We start from the raw sequence: 15715 nt of genomic DNA, 5'->3' as shown, positions 1-15715 counted from the left end.
CGGCGTACACATTGATCCGAAAGGAACAGAAGAAGAAAAGAAAACAGTGATCAAAACTGTTGCTTTCCCAACTGATGCAATTACTGTACAAACAGCAGAGGATGCATACAAAGCGATCTTAAAACAAGTTGGCGCATCTTTTCAAAGAGATACAATGGATGCACGCATCATCAACGATGTGATCAACAGAACAGGAGCGATCATTGATGTGCAGGGACATTATCCGCATCATTCAGCCTTTGAACTCACCACCAATGCATGGCCCGTTTTGAAATCCTTACCCTCTCCCGCTGATACAGACAAAGATGGTATGCCTGATGAATGGGAAAAGAAGAATGGATTAAATGCAAATGATGCAACAGATGCAAGTACAAATAAACTGCATCAGCATTATACCAATATTGAAATTTATATCAACAGTTTAATTAAGTGAGATGAAAAAAGTGTTTTTATTATTCGCTCTTCCACTGTTTTCATTAATGATACCAGCCAAAAAGAAGATCAAACTATTTATTGCAGGCGATTCTACAGCCAGTATCAAAGATGTAAAAGCATTTCCCGAAACGGGTTGGGGAATGCCCTTTGTACATTTCTGGGATTCAACAGTAACCGTCGTAAACAAAGCAAAGAACGGACGAAGCACTTCTTCTTTTCAAACAGAAGGCTTGTGGAAATCGATCATGGATGAAGCAAGCGAAGGCGACTATGTGTTCATTCAATTTGGACACAACGATGAAGTGCCCACCAAGAAAACAGCTACTACGCCGGAACAATTCAAAAACAACCTCAAAAAATTTGTAACAGAAACAAGAGAAAGGAAAGCTGTCCCCGTATTGCTTACTTCGATGGCAAGAAGAAAATTCGACAGCACCGGAAAGATCATTGGCACACACGATGAATACATGAAAATTACACGGGCTGTTGCAACAGAAGAAAAAGTTGTATTGCTGGATATGGATGTAATTACGCAGCAGCTTTATCAACAGTTTGGTCCGGATAATTCTGCATTTCTGTTTATGCAACTGAAACCAGGTGAACATCCCAATCATCCACAAGGAAAAGATGATAATACACATTTTAATGAGTTTGGTGCACGATTGGTTGCACAATTAATATTGAAAGAAATCCGTACGCAACTGCCCGAACTCGCTACACGAATTGTTAACGCAAAAGAATAATTTGATATAGGCAGCCACTATCTGCATAGGCTTGACAACAGAACAGAAATACGATATGAAGAAATGTTTAGCTATACTTATATTAATCCTTAGCTGCAGTTTAGCTGTTGCTCAAACAGCCAATCCGCAGCAGTACAAATATGTATTTACAGTGGCGAAAGATGGCAGTGGTGAATTCAAATATATTCAGGATGCCATTGATGCAATGCGTGTTTACCCATTAGCTACCATTACACTGTATATTAAGAACGGAGTGTACAACGAAAAGATCGAACTGCCTGCTACGAATACCGATGTAACATTTATTGGTGAAAGTGTAGAGAAAACGATCATTACTTTCAATGATTATTCAGGAAGAGGAAAACATACCACCTTTACTTCTTATACAGCAAAAATTTCCGGCAATCGTTTTATTGCAGAGAATATTACGTTTGCCAATAGTGCAGGTCCTGTTGGACAGGCATTAGCATTATATGTTGATGCAGATAAAGCCATTTTCAAAAACTGTAAATTTCTTGGCAACCAGGATACCATTTTCGCCGCAGGTGAAAATTCCCGTCAACTATTTCTCGATTGTTATATTGAAGGAACAACAGATTTTATTTTTGGACCATCAACTGCAGTGTTTCAAAACTGTACCATCCGTTCCAAAACAAACTCCTATATCACAGCAGCAAGTACAACTCACGGCAAAAAGTTTGGTTATGTTTTTCTCGATTGCAAGATCATTGCTGATTCAGGTGTAACAAAAACGTTACTTGGCCGGCCATGGCGTGCACATGCAAAGACGGTGTTTATCCGTTGCGAAATGCCGAAGCAAATTGCACCCGAAGGCTGGAGTAACTGGAACAACCCGGCCAATGAGCAAACTGTTTTCTATGCAGAATATAAATGCACTGGTGAAGGTGCGGCAATAGCAAAACGTGTTGCTTGGAGTAAGCAACTAACCGATAAAGAAGCAAAAGAATATACTTTGGAAAATATTTTATCGAACAATAGTCTGGTAAAAGAAGAAAGTGGTTGGTTTCAGCAATCAAGAAGTAAACCGTTTAAATGGACTGAAACTAAAAAGCAGTGAGGGTTTATGGTACTATGCTATGTTTAAATAAAAGATTGATCTTATCTTGTTGAACGCTTAAAAAACAATAGTATGAAATTAGTTTTATTGATAAGTTCATTTATGGTAGCAACAGCAGTGCACGCTCAACAGGAAATGCCTTTGTACAGTGGTACCATTCCTAATTCAAAATCTGCGCCGAATAAAGAAACTGCAGTATCGAAAGATAATGTTCTGCGTATTTCAAAAGTGAGTGTGCCAACGCTTACAGTGTTTAAACCGGCAAATGCCAATGGCATGTCGGTCATCATCTGTCCCGGGGGCGGTTACGGTATTCTGGCCTTTGATAAAGAAGGCACACGTGTTGCAGAAGAAATGAACAAATGGGGCATCACTGCATTTGTATTGAAATACCGTTTGCCCGATGATACAACAAACATCGACAGAAGTCTTGCGCCTTTGCAGGATGCACAACAGGCCGTTCGGTTAGTGCGCAGTAAAGCAACTGAATGGGGATTGAAAAAAGATAAGATCGGCATCATGGGTTTTTCAGCAGGTGGTCACTTAGCATCAACAACAGCAACTCATTTTAACAGAAAGGTAGATGTAACAAACAAAGACACGACATCTGTACGTCCTGATTTTGCTGTGCTTATTTATCCTGTGATCAGTTTCGACAGCACTATTACACACAAAGGATCAAGAAACAATCTGGTTGGTGCAACTGCATCAGCTGATCAAATAAAATTGTATTCAAACGAATTACAGGTATCTGCTAAAACACCCCCATCGTTTTTAGTACATGCAGGTGATGATGGCGCAGTACCTGTTGAAAACAGTATTCGCTATTACCAGGCTTGTGTAAAATATAAAGTACCGGCTGAAATGCACCTCTATCCAAAAGGTGGTCATGGTTTTGGTATGTTCAATAAAACAACAGCTGATAATTGGATGGAGCGTTTGAAGAACTGGTTAACAGCTTTGAACTAACAATTATGTTTTTGTTTGGTGCTATCTTGTAAACAAACTATAAAATGATGAAACCGATCAATACAGCAATATGCTCCTTTGGAATGAGTGGATGGGTATTTCATGCACCATTCATCAGCACTCATCCCGGCTTTAACTTCTATGCTGTATGGGAACGAAGCAAGAATCTTGCACAGGAAAAATATCCTGCTGTTAAAACATATCGTACACTGGAGGAAATGTTGGCCGATGAACATATAGAGTTGGTTGTTGTAAATACGCCTAACATCACGCACTACGATTATGTGAAGCAGGCATTGCTTGCAGGCAAACATGTTATCTGCGAAAAACCATTTACAGTTGAAGTGAGTGAAGCAGAAGAATTGATTGTATTAGCGGCAGAAAAAAATTTAAAGCTTTCTGTTTTTCAAAACAGAAGATACGACAGTGATTACAAGACCATCAAATCGGTACTTGATCAAAAGCTGTTAGGTACTATTGTTGAAGCAGAATTTCATTTCGATCGGTACAAAGAGGAGATCAGTCCGAAAGCACACAAAGAAGTAGCGATGAAAGGAACCGGTGCTTTGTATGATCTTGGTTCACATCTCATCGATCAGGCATTACAGTTATTTGGTATGCCAACTGCAGTTTTTGCTGACATTGCCATCATTCGGCCAGTATCGCAGGTAGATGATTATTTTGAAGTGTTGCTCTACTATCCTTCATCAAGAGTACGCATCAAAGGAAGTTACCAGGTGCGTGAAGCATTACCCGGTTATGTAATACATGGAAGCAAAGGTTCGTTCATCAAACCAAAAACGGATATGCAGGAAGCACAACTGCAGGCACACATGTTACCTACTGATGAAGCTTACGGCATTGAACCGGAAACGGAGAAAGGGTTGCTGCATACAGAAACAAACGGCAATATCATCAGAGAATATATCCCCTCCCGGAAAGGAAATTACACGGCTTATTACGAAGGTATTTATCAAGCCATTCGTAACAACGCTCCTCTTCCTGTTACTGCGGCAGAAGGAACAGATGTAATCCGCATCATCGAAGCTGCGTTCAAAAGCAATGAAGAAAAACGTGTAATAGAATTATGAAGAAATTATTGACGATAAGTTTACTCTCAGTTTGTATGCATGCAAGTGCACAAACCATTTCAAAAGCATGGGTAGCAGATAATGGTAATGGTACATTTAAAAATCCTGTGGTAAATGCTGATTACAGCGATCCCGATGCTATTCGTGTAGGCGATGATTTTTATATGGTTTCTTCATCGTTCAATCATATCCCCGGCTTGCCTATTCTTCATTCAAAAGATCTTGTCAATTGGAAATTGATTGGTCATGCATTAAAACGTCAACCGCCATTTGATCATTTTTCCGCTGTGCAACATGGAGGTGGCGTGTGGGCTCCTTCGATCCGTTTTTTCAACAATGAATTTTATATCTATTACCCCGATCCTGATTTTGGTATCTATCTCACCAAAGCAAAAAATATCAATGGCCCATGGACAGAACCCATTCTTGTTGAAGCAGGAAAAGGTTTGATCGATCCTTGTCCGTTGTGGGATACTGATGGAAAAGTTTATCTCACACATGCCTATGCCGGAAGTCGTGCAGGAATCAAATCGATTGTGGTGGTAAAGGAAATGAACAGGGAAGGAACAAAAACCATCGGCGATCCTCTATTGGTATTTGATGGAAAAGAAACTGATCCCACACTGGAAGGACCAAAGTTTTACAAACGCAATGGTTACTATTACATCTTCGCTCCTGCCGGTGGTGTTTCAACAGGATGGCAGTTGGTACTTCGTTCAAAAAATATTTATGGCCCTTACGAACGCAAAGTAGTGATGGACCAGGGAACAACTACTGTGAATGGTCCGCATCAAGGTGCATGGGTTACAACTCAAACGGGTGAAGATTGGTTTTTGCATTTCCAGGATAAAGATGCTTATGGAAGAGTTGTGCATCTGCAACCAATGAGTTGGAAAAATGATTGGCCGGTCATTGGTGTTGATAAAGATTTGGATGGAAAAGGTGAGCCGGTAATGGTTTCTAAAAAACCAAACGTTGGCAAAACCTATCCAAAAGTAACAGTTGCAGACAGTGATGAATTCAATTCACCCAAGCTTGGTTTACAATGGCAGTGGCAGGCAAACCCTTTGCAATATTGGGCCATGCCAACACCCAGTGGTTTTTTACGGATGTATTCTGTGCTGAAAGCAGACTCTGTTTCATCAGCATGGAACTATCCAAACATACTTGGCCAGAAAACACCGGCAGATGCATTTACAGCAACTACAAAAGTTTCTTTTCAGCCAAAATGGGAAGGCGAGCGTTTTGGCTTTATTGTACTGGGGGCCGATTACGCTGCTGTTTCCATCATCAAAAAGAAAGACGGCAACTATATTTCATTCGCCTCCTGCAAAGAAGCAGACAAGGGTAAAAAGGAAACAGTACAGGATGGTGAAAAACTCAACAGTAAGGATATTTATTTACGTGTAAAAATGTTGAAGGGAGCTGTGTGTGAATTCAGTTATAGTGAAGATGGCAGCAACTTTAAACCCATTGGTGAGAAGTTAACAGCAAAGCCCGGACGCTGGGTAGGTGCAAAACTGGGATTATTCTTTACACGACAGAATAAAACAAACGATGCTGGTGCGGCCGATGTGGATTGGTTCAGGATTGAACAATAAGATTGCAGCGATCGCTTATTACAACACAATTAAAATTGCCATATGGAAAGAAGATCATTCGTAAAATACACTGCAGCAGCAGGTGCATCTTTAATGCTGCATCCTTTCTCTTCAATTGCTGCCGGTTCAGCAACCAAATTAAAACTTGCACTCGTTGGTACCGGCGTTCGTGGTACGGGTTTGTGGGGCAAACAAATTGTAAGCGAATTTAAAGATGCCTGCGAATTTGTGGCGCTGTGCGACATCAATCCCGGCCGCCTTGCTTATGGTAAAGAGTACATGGGCGTAAGCTGTCCTACGTTTGTAAACGTAGATGACATGCTGAAACAGATCAAAGCAGATTATATCGTTGTTACAACAGTTGACTCTACACACGATGAAATAATTGTGAAAGCTCTCAATGCAGGCTTCAATGTTATTACTGAAAAACCAATGACCACCGACGAAGATAAGTGTCGGAAAATCTTAGAAGCAGAGAAAAAATCAGGAAAGAAAGTAACGGTAGCTTTTAACTACCGCCACAGCGTACATGCCATGCAGTTGAAAGAATTGCTGGCAGCTAATCGTGTTGGAAAAATAACTTCTGTTGATTTTAATTGGTATCTCAACGTACATCATGGAGCTGATTATTTCCGTCGCTGGCATGGCCGCATGGCGAAAGGCGGTTCGTTATGGGTGCACAAAGCAACCCATCATTTTGATCTGCTCAACTGGTGGCTCAATAGTGAACCTGTTGAAGTAAGTGCATATGGCTCGTTAGAACATTATGGAAAAAACAATGCCTTCCGTGGTACCAAATGCCGGGGTTGCGAACACAAACCCAATTGTAAATTCTATTGGGACATTATGGCCAATAAACACAACGTAAACTTGTATGTTAACAACGAGCAGCACGATGGTTATATCCGTGATGGCTGTGTGTGGAGTAACGATATTGATATTTATGATAAGATGAGTGCACAGATCATTTATGCAAATGGTGTAACTGTAAACTATTCACTCACTACTTATTCGCCTTACGAAGGATGGCAAATTGCTTTCAATGGTATGAAAGGAAGAATTGAAACATGGGAAGATATCCCTTACCTGCAAAAAACAAAAGTAGATGAGGAAAAACGCCATGCCATTGAAATGAGCAATGCTGATGACGCCATTGCAGGTGAAGCAAATGAAATACTTGCGTGGGATAATTTCGGAAAAGACTTTGAAGTATATACCACAGCAAAAATCCGTGGCGGACATGGTGGTGGCGATATTCGTATGCAGAAACGAATGTTTACCAATACCAACGATAATCCACACCATGTAATGGCCGGCACAAGAGAAGGTGCTATGAGTATATTGATCGGAATTGCTGCAAGAAAAAGTATTCAACTCAAACGCCCGGTTAAGATCAGTGAACTCACCGATCTTGTGCCGATGGCCAACAGGTTCTAATTTCCTTTCATTTCAAACAATTCAAAACAACCAATCATGAACTTCAGAAAACATATCTTCTTTTTCCTCTTCCTTATCAGCACTGCCATTTCATTTGCACAGCCAAAAAAAGAAGCACAGGTAAACGCAGCAGTTGAAAAACTAAAACTAGCGATGGTTAGTGGCGAAAGAGCTGCACTGGAGTCGATTGCGGCTGATCAGCTCAGTTATGGGCATTCAAGTGGATTGGTTGAAACAAAAGCTCAGTTTGTTGAAAAGATAGCCAGCGGCTCTTCTGATTTTGTAACGATCGAGTTGAAAAATCAAACGATCACGATAAGCGGAAACACAGCCATCGTACGTCATGAACTGCACGGAACCACCAATGATAACAACAAGCCTGGCGAAGTGCATCTCAGGATCATGCTTGTATGGCAAAAACAAAATAAAGAATGGAAGTTGCTGGGGCGTCAGGCAGTCAAAATTACCCCTTAAAGCAGTCAATAACACTCCTTCAACAGGCAATAAACTGATAATTTTATCTGGTTGATTTTGAACCGTTTTTACGCAACAATTCCCGGTATCGTTTGCGTAAATAAACAACCTGATTTGCTTGACCGGGTTGGCAGTTAAAGGTAAAATTGTACCCCGAAAGCGGCGTCATTTCGATCTTTTAACGATTCAACATTGTCATGAAAAAAATAATCATCATACTATCTTTTCTTTCTACCGGTTTACTGGCATTTTCACAGTTTAATGCAAAGTTGCCGGTGATCATTGCTCCTAAATTCAAGAAAGACACAATCAACATCAAAAAGTTCGGCGCTCTTCCTGATGGTAATACACTTAACACAAAAGCAATCAACAACGCCATAGATGCATGTAACAAAAAAGGTGGTGGTGTGGTATTGGTTCCTGCAGGTTTATGGTTAACGGGTCCAATTGTATTGAAGAGTAATGTCAATCTTCATTTGGCAACAGGTGCCACCTTATTATTTACTGCCGATAAATCACAATACCCATTAGTAAAAGCAAATTGGGAAGGGTTACCACAAATGCGTAACCAATCGCCCATTTCTGCAACCAATGCAACCAACATTGCTATTACCGGTAAAGGAATTGTTGATGGTAATGGTGATGGATGGCGTTCTGTAAAAAGCGATAAGCTTACTGCAGGTCAATGGAAAAAATTAGTAGCATCAGGCGGTGTGGTGAGTGATGATAAAAAAACATGGTATCCTTCAGAGGCTTTTATGAAAGCAAGCAAAGGGCCTGCGAACCCCGGCGAGATCAAACCTGGACGTGATGCTGCTTACTTCGAAAGCATTAAAGATTTTCTTCGACCAAATATGGTGTTGATCACCGAATGCAAATACATTTTACTGGAAGGTGTAACCTTTCAAAACTCTGCAGCCTGGTGCCTGCATCCGTTGATGAGTGAACATTTAACTGTTCGCAACATCTTCGTGAAAAATCCCTGGTATGCACAGAATGGTGATGGTATTGATGTGGAAAGCTGCAGCAATGTACTCATCGAAAATTCGGTGTTTGATGTGGGTGATGATGCCTTGTGTATGAAAAGTGGCCGTGATGCAGAAGGCCGCAAACGTGCAATGCCCACGCAGAATGTAATCATTCGTGGTTGCACAGTGTATGCATCGCATGGTGGTTTTGTAATTGGTAGTGAAATGAGTGGTGGAGCCAGAAACATGTACATCAGCAATTGCACCTTCATTGGAACAGATATCGGTTTGCGTTTTAAAACAACAAGAGGTCGTGGTGGTGTGGTTGAGAATATCTTCATCAAAGACATCTACATGAAAGATATTCCTGCTGAAGCCATTCTGTTTGATATGTATTACATGGCGAAAGATCCTGTTCCGCTCTTAGGTGAAAAAAGAGAATTGCCAAAAGTGGAAGTAAAACCGGTTGATGAAACTACGCCTGTGTTCAAAAATTTTCATATCAGCAATGTGTATTGCAATGGAGCAGCCAAGGGTATTTTTATTCGAGGACTTCCTGAAATGCATGTAAAAGATATTGTGCTGGAGAATATGGTACTGCAGGCCGATAAAGGAATTGATATACAGGAGGCAAGTGGTATCAGCTTCAAGAACATCCAGATCATTTCTGCGGATACAAAACCTGTGATTGACATTCTCAACAGCGATAATCTTTCGTTTGATAAGATCACTTATAAAGATGGCAGTGAAGTGTTGTTTCGTGTTAGTGGCGACAGGAATAAAAACATCAGCATAAAAAATACAAATGGCGCTAACGCAAAAGAGAAAATACTCTTTGAATTTGGAGCCAATGTAAAAGAAGTAAAATGGTAAGATAGAATAAGCTATAAACGACGCATATAAAAAAGGAACATGAACAAACTCTTCATAATCGCATTGCTTGCATTCGGATTACAATCAACCGCTCAAACAAAATATAGTGAGAAGGTTGCTGCCACAGTTGATAAAATATGGCCCGATAGCTTACCCATCGGCAGCAGAACCAAGTGGAGCTACGACATGGGTGTTGTGCTCAAAGGTTTTGAGAGCCTGTGGATGCGTACCGGCAATGTGGCGTATTACAACTCACTGAAAAACCGTATCGATTATTTTGTACAGAACGATGGCAGCATTAAAGGTTACGAACTGGAAGAATACAACATCGATCATGTAAATAATGGCAAGTTGGTTTTAATGCTGTATCGTATTACCGGTGCAGAAAAGTATAAGAAAGCAGCCATGCATCTGCGTGATCAGCTGCGTACACACCCACGTACAAACGAAGGTGGTTTCTGGCATAAGAAAATTTATACCAACCAAATGTGGTTGGATGGTTTGTACATGGGTGCTCCTTTTTATGCAGAGTATGCCATGCTTTTTCACGAAGACACAGCCTTTAATGATATTGCCAACCAGTTTATCTGGATGGAAAAACATGCACGTGATCCCAAAACAGGATTGCTTTACCATGCATGGGACGAAAGCAAACAACAGCAATGGGCCAATAAAACAACCGGCACTTCACCACATTTCTGGTCAAGAGCCATGGGTTGGTATGCAGATGCATTAGTTGATGCACTCGACTACTTCCCTGCTGATCATCCAAAGCGTAAAGACCTCATTGCAATATTGAACCGTTTGGTCAATGCCATCGAAAAACAACAGAACCCAACTACTGGTTTGTGGTACGATGTGATGAATTACAACGGGCCAGGTAAAGAGAAAAACTATTTTGAAGCATCAGCTTCATCACAGTTTGTATATGCTGTTGCAAAAGGTGTACGCAAAGGATATTTACCTGCTACGAAACTTGCCATTGCAAAGAAAGGATACGACGGAATCATCAAACGTTTCATTAAAGAAGAGAACGGCCAAACGAATTTACATGGCACAGTGAAAGTATCGGGACTTGGCGGCAAACCTTACCGTGATGGAAGTTTTGCCTATTACATGAGTGAAGATGTAATTGTAAACGATCCGAAAGGTGTAGGAGCTTTCCTGCTGGCTGCAGGCGAAATGGAACAGTTACCTACTCAATCAATTGGTAAAGGAAAAAATGTAGTGCTCGACCGTTGGTTTAACAGTGAGAAAAAGAAAGATGCTGGTGATGAAATGAGTTACTGGCACTACACATGGGAAGAAAGAAGTCATGGTGGTTATTATACATGGGGAACTATTTTTGAACGCTATGGTGCCACATTGAAATCACTGGATGTTGCCCCAACTGCAAGCAACCTCAGCAAAGCATCGGTGTATGTTATTGTTGATCCCGATCACGTAAGAGATAACCCGCAGCCGAATTATGTTACAGCAAGTGATGTAACTGCTATCAGCAATTGGGTTAAGGCAGGCGGTGTATTGATCTTGCTGGCAAACGACAGCAACAACTGCGATCTGAAACATTTCAACCTGCTGGCAAATAAGTTTGGTATCACCTTTACCGATAACAGTTTGAACATGGTGAAGAATGATACGTATGTACAGGGCGAAGTATTACCCGGCGCCAATAATCCTGTTTTCAAAACAACAAAGAAGATGTTCCTGAAAGAGATCAGTGAACTGAAGGTGAAAGCTCCTGCAAAAACAATTGTAACAAAAGACCATGCAGCAATCATTGCTGTGGCGAAGTATGGTAAAGGAACCGTGTTTGCAGTAGGTGATCCCTGGATTTATAACGAATACATCGATAACCGGAAATTATTACCGGCCGATTTTGAAAATTATAAAGCAGCTGAAGACCTTGCCAAATGGCTGCTGCAAAACGCAACGAAAAAGTGACGGCATTGCTACGATATAGCTGGATGGGTTTGATGTTTCTTTGTTGTATAACAACACAGGCGCAGAAGAAGATCATTGTAGATGCAAAAGGTAAAGGCGATTATAAGACCATACAGGGAGCACTCAACAGTTTAAGTGATTCGGCTGCAACAGCCCGGATCATTTTTATTAAGAAGGGTGTTTACAGAGAGAAGCTCTACATCGAAAAACACAATATTGTTTTCGAAGGCGAGGACAAAGCAGCCACCATTATTACTGCTGCCATTGCAAGAGACGAATGGCGTTGCGAACACAACGATGATTGGGGTGTAGCAACCATGAACGTAAGCGGCAACGACATCACACTCAAAAATCTTACCATCAACAATACCTACGGATTCGATTACTTACAGGATCGTGTAGTAAACTGTCCGCAGGATACCATCAACAAACAAAAAACCATTTCACGCAACAGTCACCAGATGGCTTTGCGTACCATGCATTGTACAAGGTTGAAAGCCATCAACTGTCATTTCAAAGCCTATGCAGGTGATACGGTTAGTCCATGGGATGTCGAGAATGGCATGTGGTATTTTAAAGATTGTATAATGGAAGGTGGTGTTGATTTTTATTGCCCACGTGGTTGGGCATTTGCAGAGAACTGTGAGTTTATTGCCAACACCGGCTCTGCAGCAATATGGCATGATGGTTCAAAGCATGAAGATTCAAAAACCGTTTTGCTGAATTGCAGGTTTAAAGGTTATGATGGTTTTTTGCTGGGCCGTTATCACCGTGAAGCGCAATTCTATCTTATCAATTGTTTGTTTGCAGACAATATGAAAGATGCACCCATTTACAAAGCAGGCAACAACAACCTGCAGTGGGGCGAACGGATCTACTATTACAATTGTCACCGGAAAGCAGGCGATTATGCCTGGTTCAATAATAATATCAGTAAGGAATTGGTTCAAAAGATCAATGCGCAATGGGTGTTTGGTGAACGATGGAAACCTTAGAATTATGAATAGCTGTGATCATTAAACAAGAAGATCATTACTGTTCAGTTAAACATTTAAAGTGAGCACAAGATGCAGTTATCAAAAGAAACGTTATCGAAATTAAACGGCACGGTACAGTCTGTTCCAACAGATGCATTGTTTGCATTACCTGAAAAAGTACTTCAGTTTGGTACAGGTGTGTTGTTACGTGGTTTGCCCGATTATTTTATTGACAAGGCAAACAAGAAAGGCATTTTTAATGGCCGTGTGGTGATTGTGAAATCAACCGATAGTGGTGGCACAGATGCATATGAAGTGCAGGATGGTTTGTTCACCCATTGCATCAGTGGTATCCGTCAGCAAAAAATTACGGAAGAGTATATCATCAACGCATCAGTAAGTCGTGTACTTTCTGCAAAATCACAATGGCAGCAAATATTGGATTGTGCTTCCAATCCTGAAATGGAGATCATTATTTCCAATACAACAGAAGTTGGGATTGTGTTGGTAGAAGAAGATAAGATCAGTAACAATCCACCGGTATCGTTCCCGGGTAAACTTCTTGCATTCCTGCATGAACGTTATAAAGCATTCAATGGCGATGTAAATAAAGGAATGGTGATCGTACCAACAGAACTCATCACCGATAATGGAACAAAGCTCCAGGCAATCGTTATGGAGTTGGCGCATCTCAATAATCTTGATTATGCATTTATCGATTGGCTGGAAAATGCAAATACATTCTGCAATTCATTGGTCGATCGTATTGTGCCGGGTAAACTTCCTGTTGCACAACAAAAAGCAACGGAAGCAAAACTTGGTTTCACAGACGAACTAATGATCATGAGCGAACCTTACAGCTTGTGGGCCATTGAAACATCAAATCCAAAAGTAAAAGAGGTATTAAGTTTTGCAAAAGCAGACGAAGGCGTTGTCATTACCAATGACATTAATAAGCAACGTGAACTGAAACTGCGTTTGCTCAATGGCACACATACATTCTCCTGTGGCATTGCCTTCCTTTCGGGTTTTGAAACCGTGAAAGAAGCGATGGAAAACAAGACGATGGGTCTATATGTGTATGATCTCATGCATCACGAGATCGCACCCTGTGTAAGCAATGAAAAAATTTCGGTGCTGGAAGCACGTGAATTCTCAAGTAATGTTCTCGATCGTTTCCGCAATCCGTTTATCGATCATAAATGGATCAGTATTACATTAAATTATTCGCATAAAATGCGCATGCGTAACATACCTTTACTGCTAAAACATTTTGAACAGGATCTGTATGTTCCCGGTTCGATGGCATTGGGTTTTGCAGCATATATTTTATTTATGAAGTGCGAGCCAAGCGAAAGCGGCACTTACTATGGCGAGGCTAACGGTGTGGTTTACCCGATTCAAGACGAACACGCAGGTTATTTCCATCAGGTATGGAAAACTAACAAGCCGTCGGATGTAGTGAAAAAGACATTGGCAAACGAACAAATATTTGGACATGATCTTTCAGAATTACCTGGCTTTTCATTTGCAGTGAGCTCATATTTAAAAGCGATGATGGAAGAAGGCGTATTAAATACGGTAAAAAACTACCAACTGAACAGGGACAAAGTTGAAAGCAATGAAGCCTGATGTTTAAAAGAAAGTAAGCAACCAATACAGATATCGACAAAACGGATCACATGAAAAAATTTCTAGACAGTAATTTTTTACTGCAAACCAAAACTGCCGAGCAACTCTACCACGAGTTTGCAAAGCATATGCCCATCATCGATTATCATAATCACCTGCCACCGGAACAAGTGGCAAACAATATCAACTTCGAAAATCTCACGCAGGTGTGGTTGTATGGTGATCATTATAAATGGAGAGCCATGCGTACCAATGGTGTAAATGAAAAATTCATCACCGGCAATGCCAGCGATTGGGAAAAGTTTGAACAATGGTCCGCAACGGTTCCGTATACCTTACGCAATCCTCTCTATCACTGGACGCATCTTGAACTCCAACGCTATTTCAACATTGAAGAAGTATTGAATGCAGATAGCGCCAAACGTATTTATGATGATGCCACGGCACAATTGCAGAATGCATCACACAGTGTGCAAGGTTTATTGCAACAGATGAATGTGAAGCTTATCTGCACAACCGATGATCCTGTTGATGATCTGAAATATCATCAACAACTTCGTCAGCAAGGCAGCTTTACAAAAATGAATCCTGCCTTCCGTCCTGATAAAGCCATGAATGTTGATGATACCATCGGCTTCAATAATTATCTTACCTTATTGGAAAAAGCAGCTGATACTTCTATCAGCACCTTCAACGATTATTTAGCTGCATTGAAAAAGCGTCATGATTATTTTGCAGCAAATGGCTGTGCAGTATCTGATCATGGATTGGAAGAGATCTATGCCGAAGATTATACACAAACAGAGATCGTTGGCATTTTTGCACAGGTACGCAGCGGTGGTAACTTAACACTTGAAGAAAAGAAAAAATTCAAGAGTGCCATGCTGGTGATCTTTGCAGAATGGGATCATGAAAAAGGTTGGGTACAACAATACCATCTTGGCGCATTGCGTAATAATAACAGCCGCAAGTTGCAGCAGTTAGGTCCTGATACAGGTTGGGACAGCATCGGTGATTTCTCACAAGCAAGAGCACTTTCAAAATTCTTAAACCGTTTAGACAGCAATGATAAACTGGCGAAGACCATCATCTATAACCTGAACCCTGCCGATAATGAATTGTTCGCAACCATGATCGGTAATTTCAATGATGGTTCTGTTGCTGGTAAAATACAATGGGGAAGCGGCTGGTGGTTCCTCGATCAGAAAGATGGAATGACCAAACAGATCAACGCACTCAGCAATATGGGTTTACTCAGTCGCTTTGTTGGTATGTTAACTGATAGCCGCAGTTTCCTTTCGTTCCCCCGTCATGAATATTTCCGTCGCATACTTTGTAATATGTATGGCGAAGAAGTGGAGAATGGTGAATTGCCGAATGATCTTGCATTGATTGGTAAAACCATCCAGGATATCTGTTACAACAATGCAAAACAATATTTCAACCTGCAGCATCTCGATGCAGCAGAAACAGTAACATCAAAAAACATATAA

Annotated in this window: 12 protein-coding genes and 1 pseudogene; all 13 read left to right on the top strand. The window is 40.9% G+C overall.

Annotated elements, in window-relative coordinates; genetic code table 11:
• A pseudogene (locus tag VK159_RS23610) lies at positions 1 to 433 on the top strand (pectate lyase); the annotation flags it as partial.
• Position 434: 1 nt separating this feature from the next.
• The gene (locus VK159_RS23605) at positions 435 to 1178 is read left to right on the top strand and encodes a rhamnogalacturonan acetylesterase (protein WP_324232640.1); all 744 of its coding nucleotides are present in this window, start codon (positions 435 to 437) and stop codon (positions 1176 to 1178) included.
• Positions 1179 to 1233: 55 nt separating this feature from the next.
• Entirely contained in the window at positions 1234 to 2256 is a 1023-nt protein-coding gene (locus VK159_RS23600; RefSeq protein ID WP_324232639.1) for a pectinesterase family protein, read from the top strand.
• A gap of 72 nt (positions 2257 to 2328) precedes the next feature.
• Entirely contained in the window at positions 2329 to 3225 is an 897-nt protein-coding gene (locus VK159_RS23595; RefSeq protein ID WP_324232638.1) for an alpha/beta hydrolase, read from the top strand.
• Positions 3226 to 3269: 44 nt separating this feature from the next.
• The gene (locus VK159_RS23590) at positions 3270 to 4316 is read left to right on the top strand and encodes a Gfo/Idh/MocA family oxidoreductase (protein ID WP_324232637.1); all 1047 of its coding nucleotides are present in this window, start codon (positions 3270 to 3272) and stop codon (positions 4314 to 4316) included.
• Complete coding sequence (locus VK159_RS23585) at positions 4313 to 5917, top strand: glycoside hydrolase 43 family protein (RefSeq protein WP_324232636.1); 1605 nt, start codon at positions 4313 to 4315, stop codon at positions 5915 to 5917. Before VK159_RS23590 ends, VK159_RS23585 begins: the two co-directional genes overlap by 4 nt.
• Positions 5918 to 5959: 42 nt before the next feature.
• Positions 5960 to 7354, top strand: a complete 1395-nt coding sequence (locus VK159_RS23580; RefSeq protein ID WP_324232635.1) for a Gfo/Idh/MocA family oxidoreductase — start codon at positions 5960 to 5962, stop codon at positions 7352 to 7354.
• 36 nt (positions 7355 to 7390) lie between these two features.
• Positions 7391 to 7828: a nuclear transport factor 2 family protein gene (locus VK159_RS23575; RefSeq protein WP_324232634.1), complete on the top strand. Its 438-nt coding sequence runs from the start codon at positions 7391 to 7393 to the stop codon at positions 7826 to 7828.
• A 197-nt stretch (positions 7829 to 8025) separates the two neighbouring features.
• Entirely contained in the window at positions 8026 to 9669 is a 1644-nt protein-coding gene (locus tag VK159_RS23570; RefSeq protein ID WP_324232633.1) for a glycoside hydrolase family 28 protein, read from the top strand.
• 39 nt (positions 9670 to 9708) lie between these two features.
• Positions 9709 to 11613, top strand: coding sequence for a DUF4350 domain-containing protein (locus VK159_RS23565; protein WP_324232632.1), 1905 nt, complete (start codon positions 9709 to 9711; stop codon positions 11611 to 11613).
• Positions 11583 to 12608, top strand: a complete 1026-nt coding sequence (locus VK159_RS23560; protein ID WP_324232631.1) for a pectinesterase family protein — start codon at positions 11583 to 11585, stop codon at positions 12606 to 12608. The genes VK159_RS23565 and VK159_RS23560 overlap by 31 nt, the downstream gene beginning before the upstream one ends.
• A gap of 72 nt (positions 12609 to 12680) precedes the next feature.
• Positions 12681 to 14222, top strand: coding sequence for a tagaturonate reductase (locus VK159_RS23555; protein ID WP_324232630.1), 1542 nt, complete (start codon positions 12681 to 12683; stop codon positions 14220 to 14222).
• Between the two features lie 50 nt (positions 14223 to 14272).
• Positions 14273 to 15715, top strand: a complete 1443-nt coding sequence (gene uxaC, locus VK159_RS23550) for a glucuronate isomerase (protein WP_324232629.1) — start codon at positions 14273 to 14275, stop codon at positions 15713 to 15715.

The sequence above is a fragment of the Lacibacter sp. genome (genome assembly GCF_035299325.1).
Classification (GTDB): Bacteria; Bacteroidota; Bacteroidia; order Chitinophagales; family Chitinophagaceae; genus Lacibacter.
The sequence above is the reverse complement of the archived record's forward strand: the minus strand, read 5'-3'. Positions and strand labels throughout refer to the sequence as shown.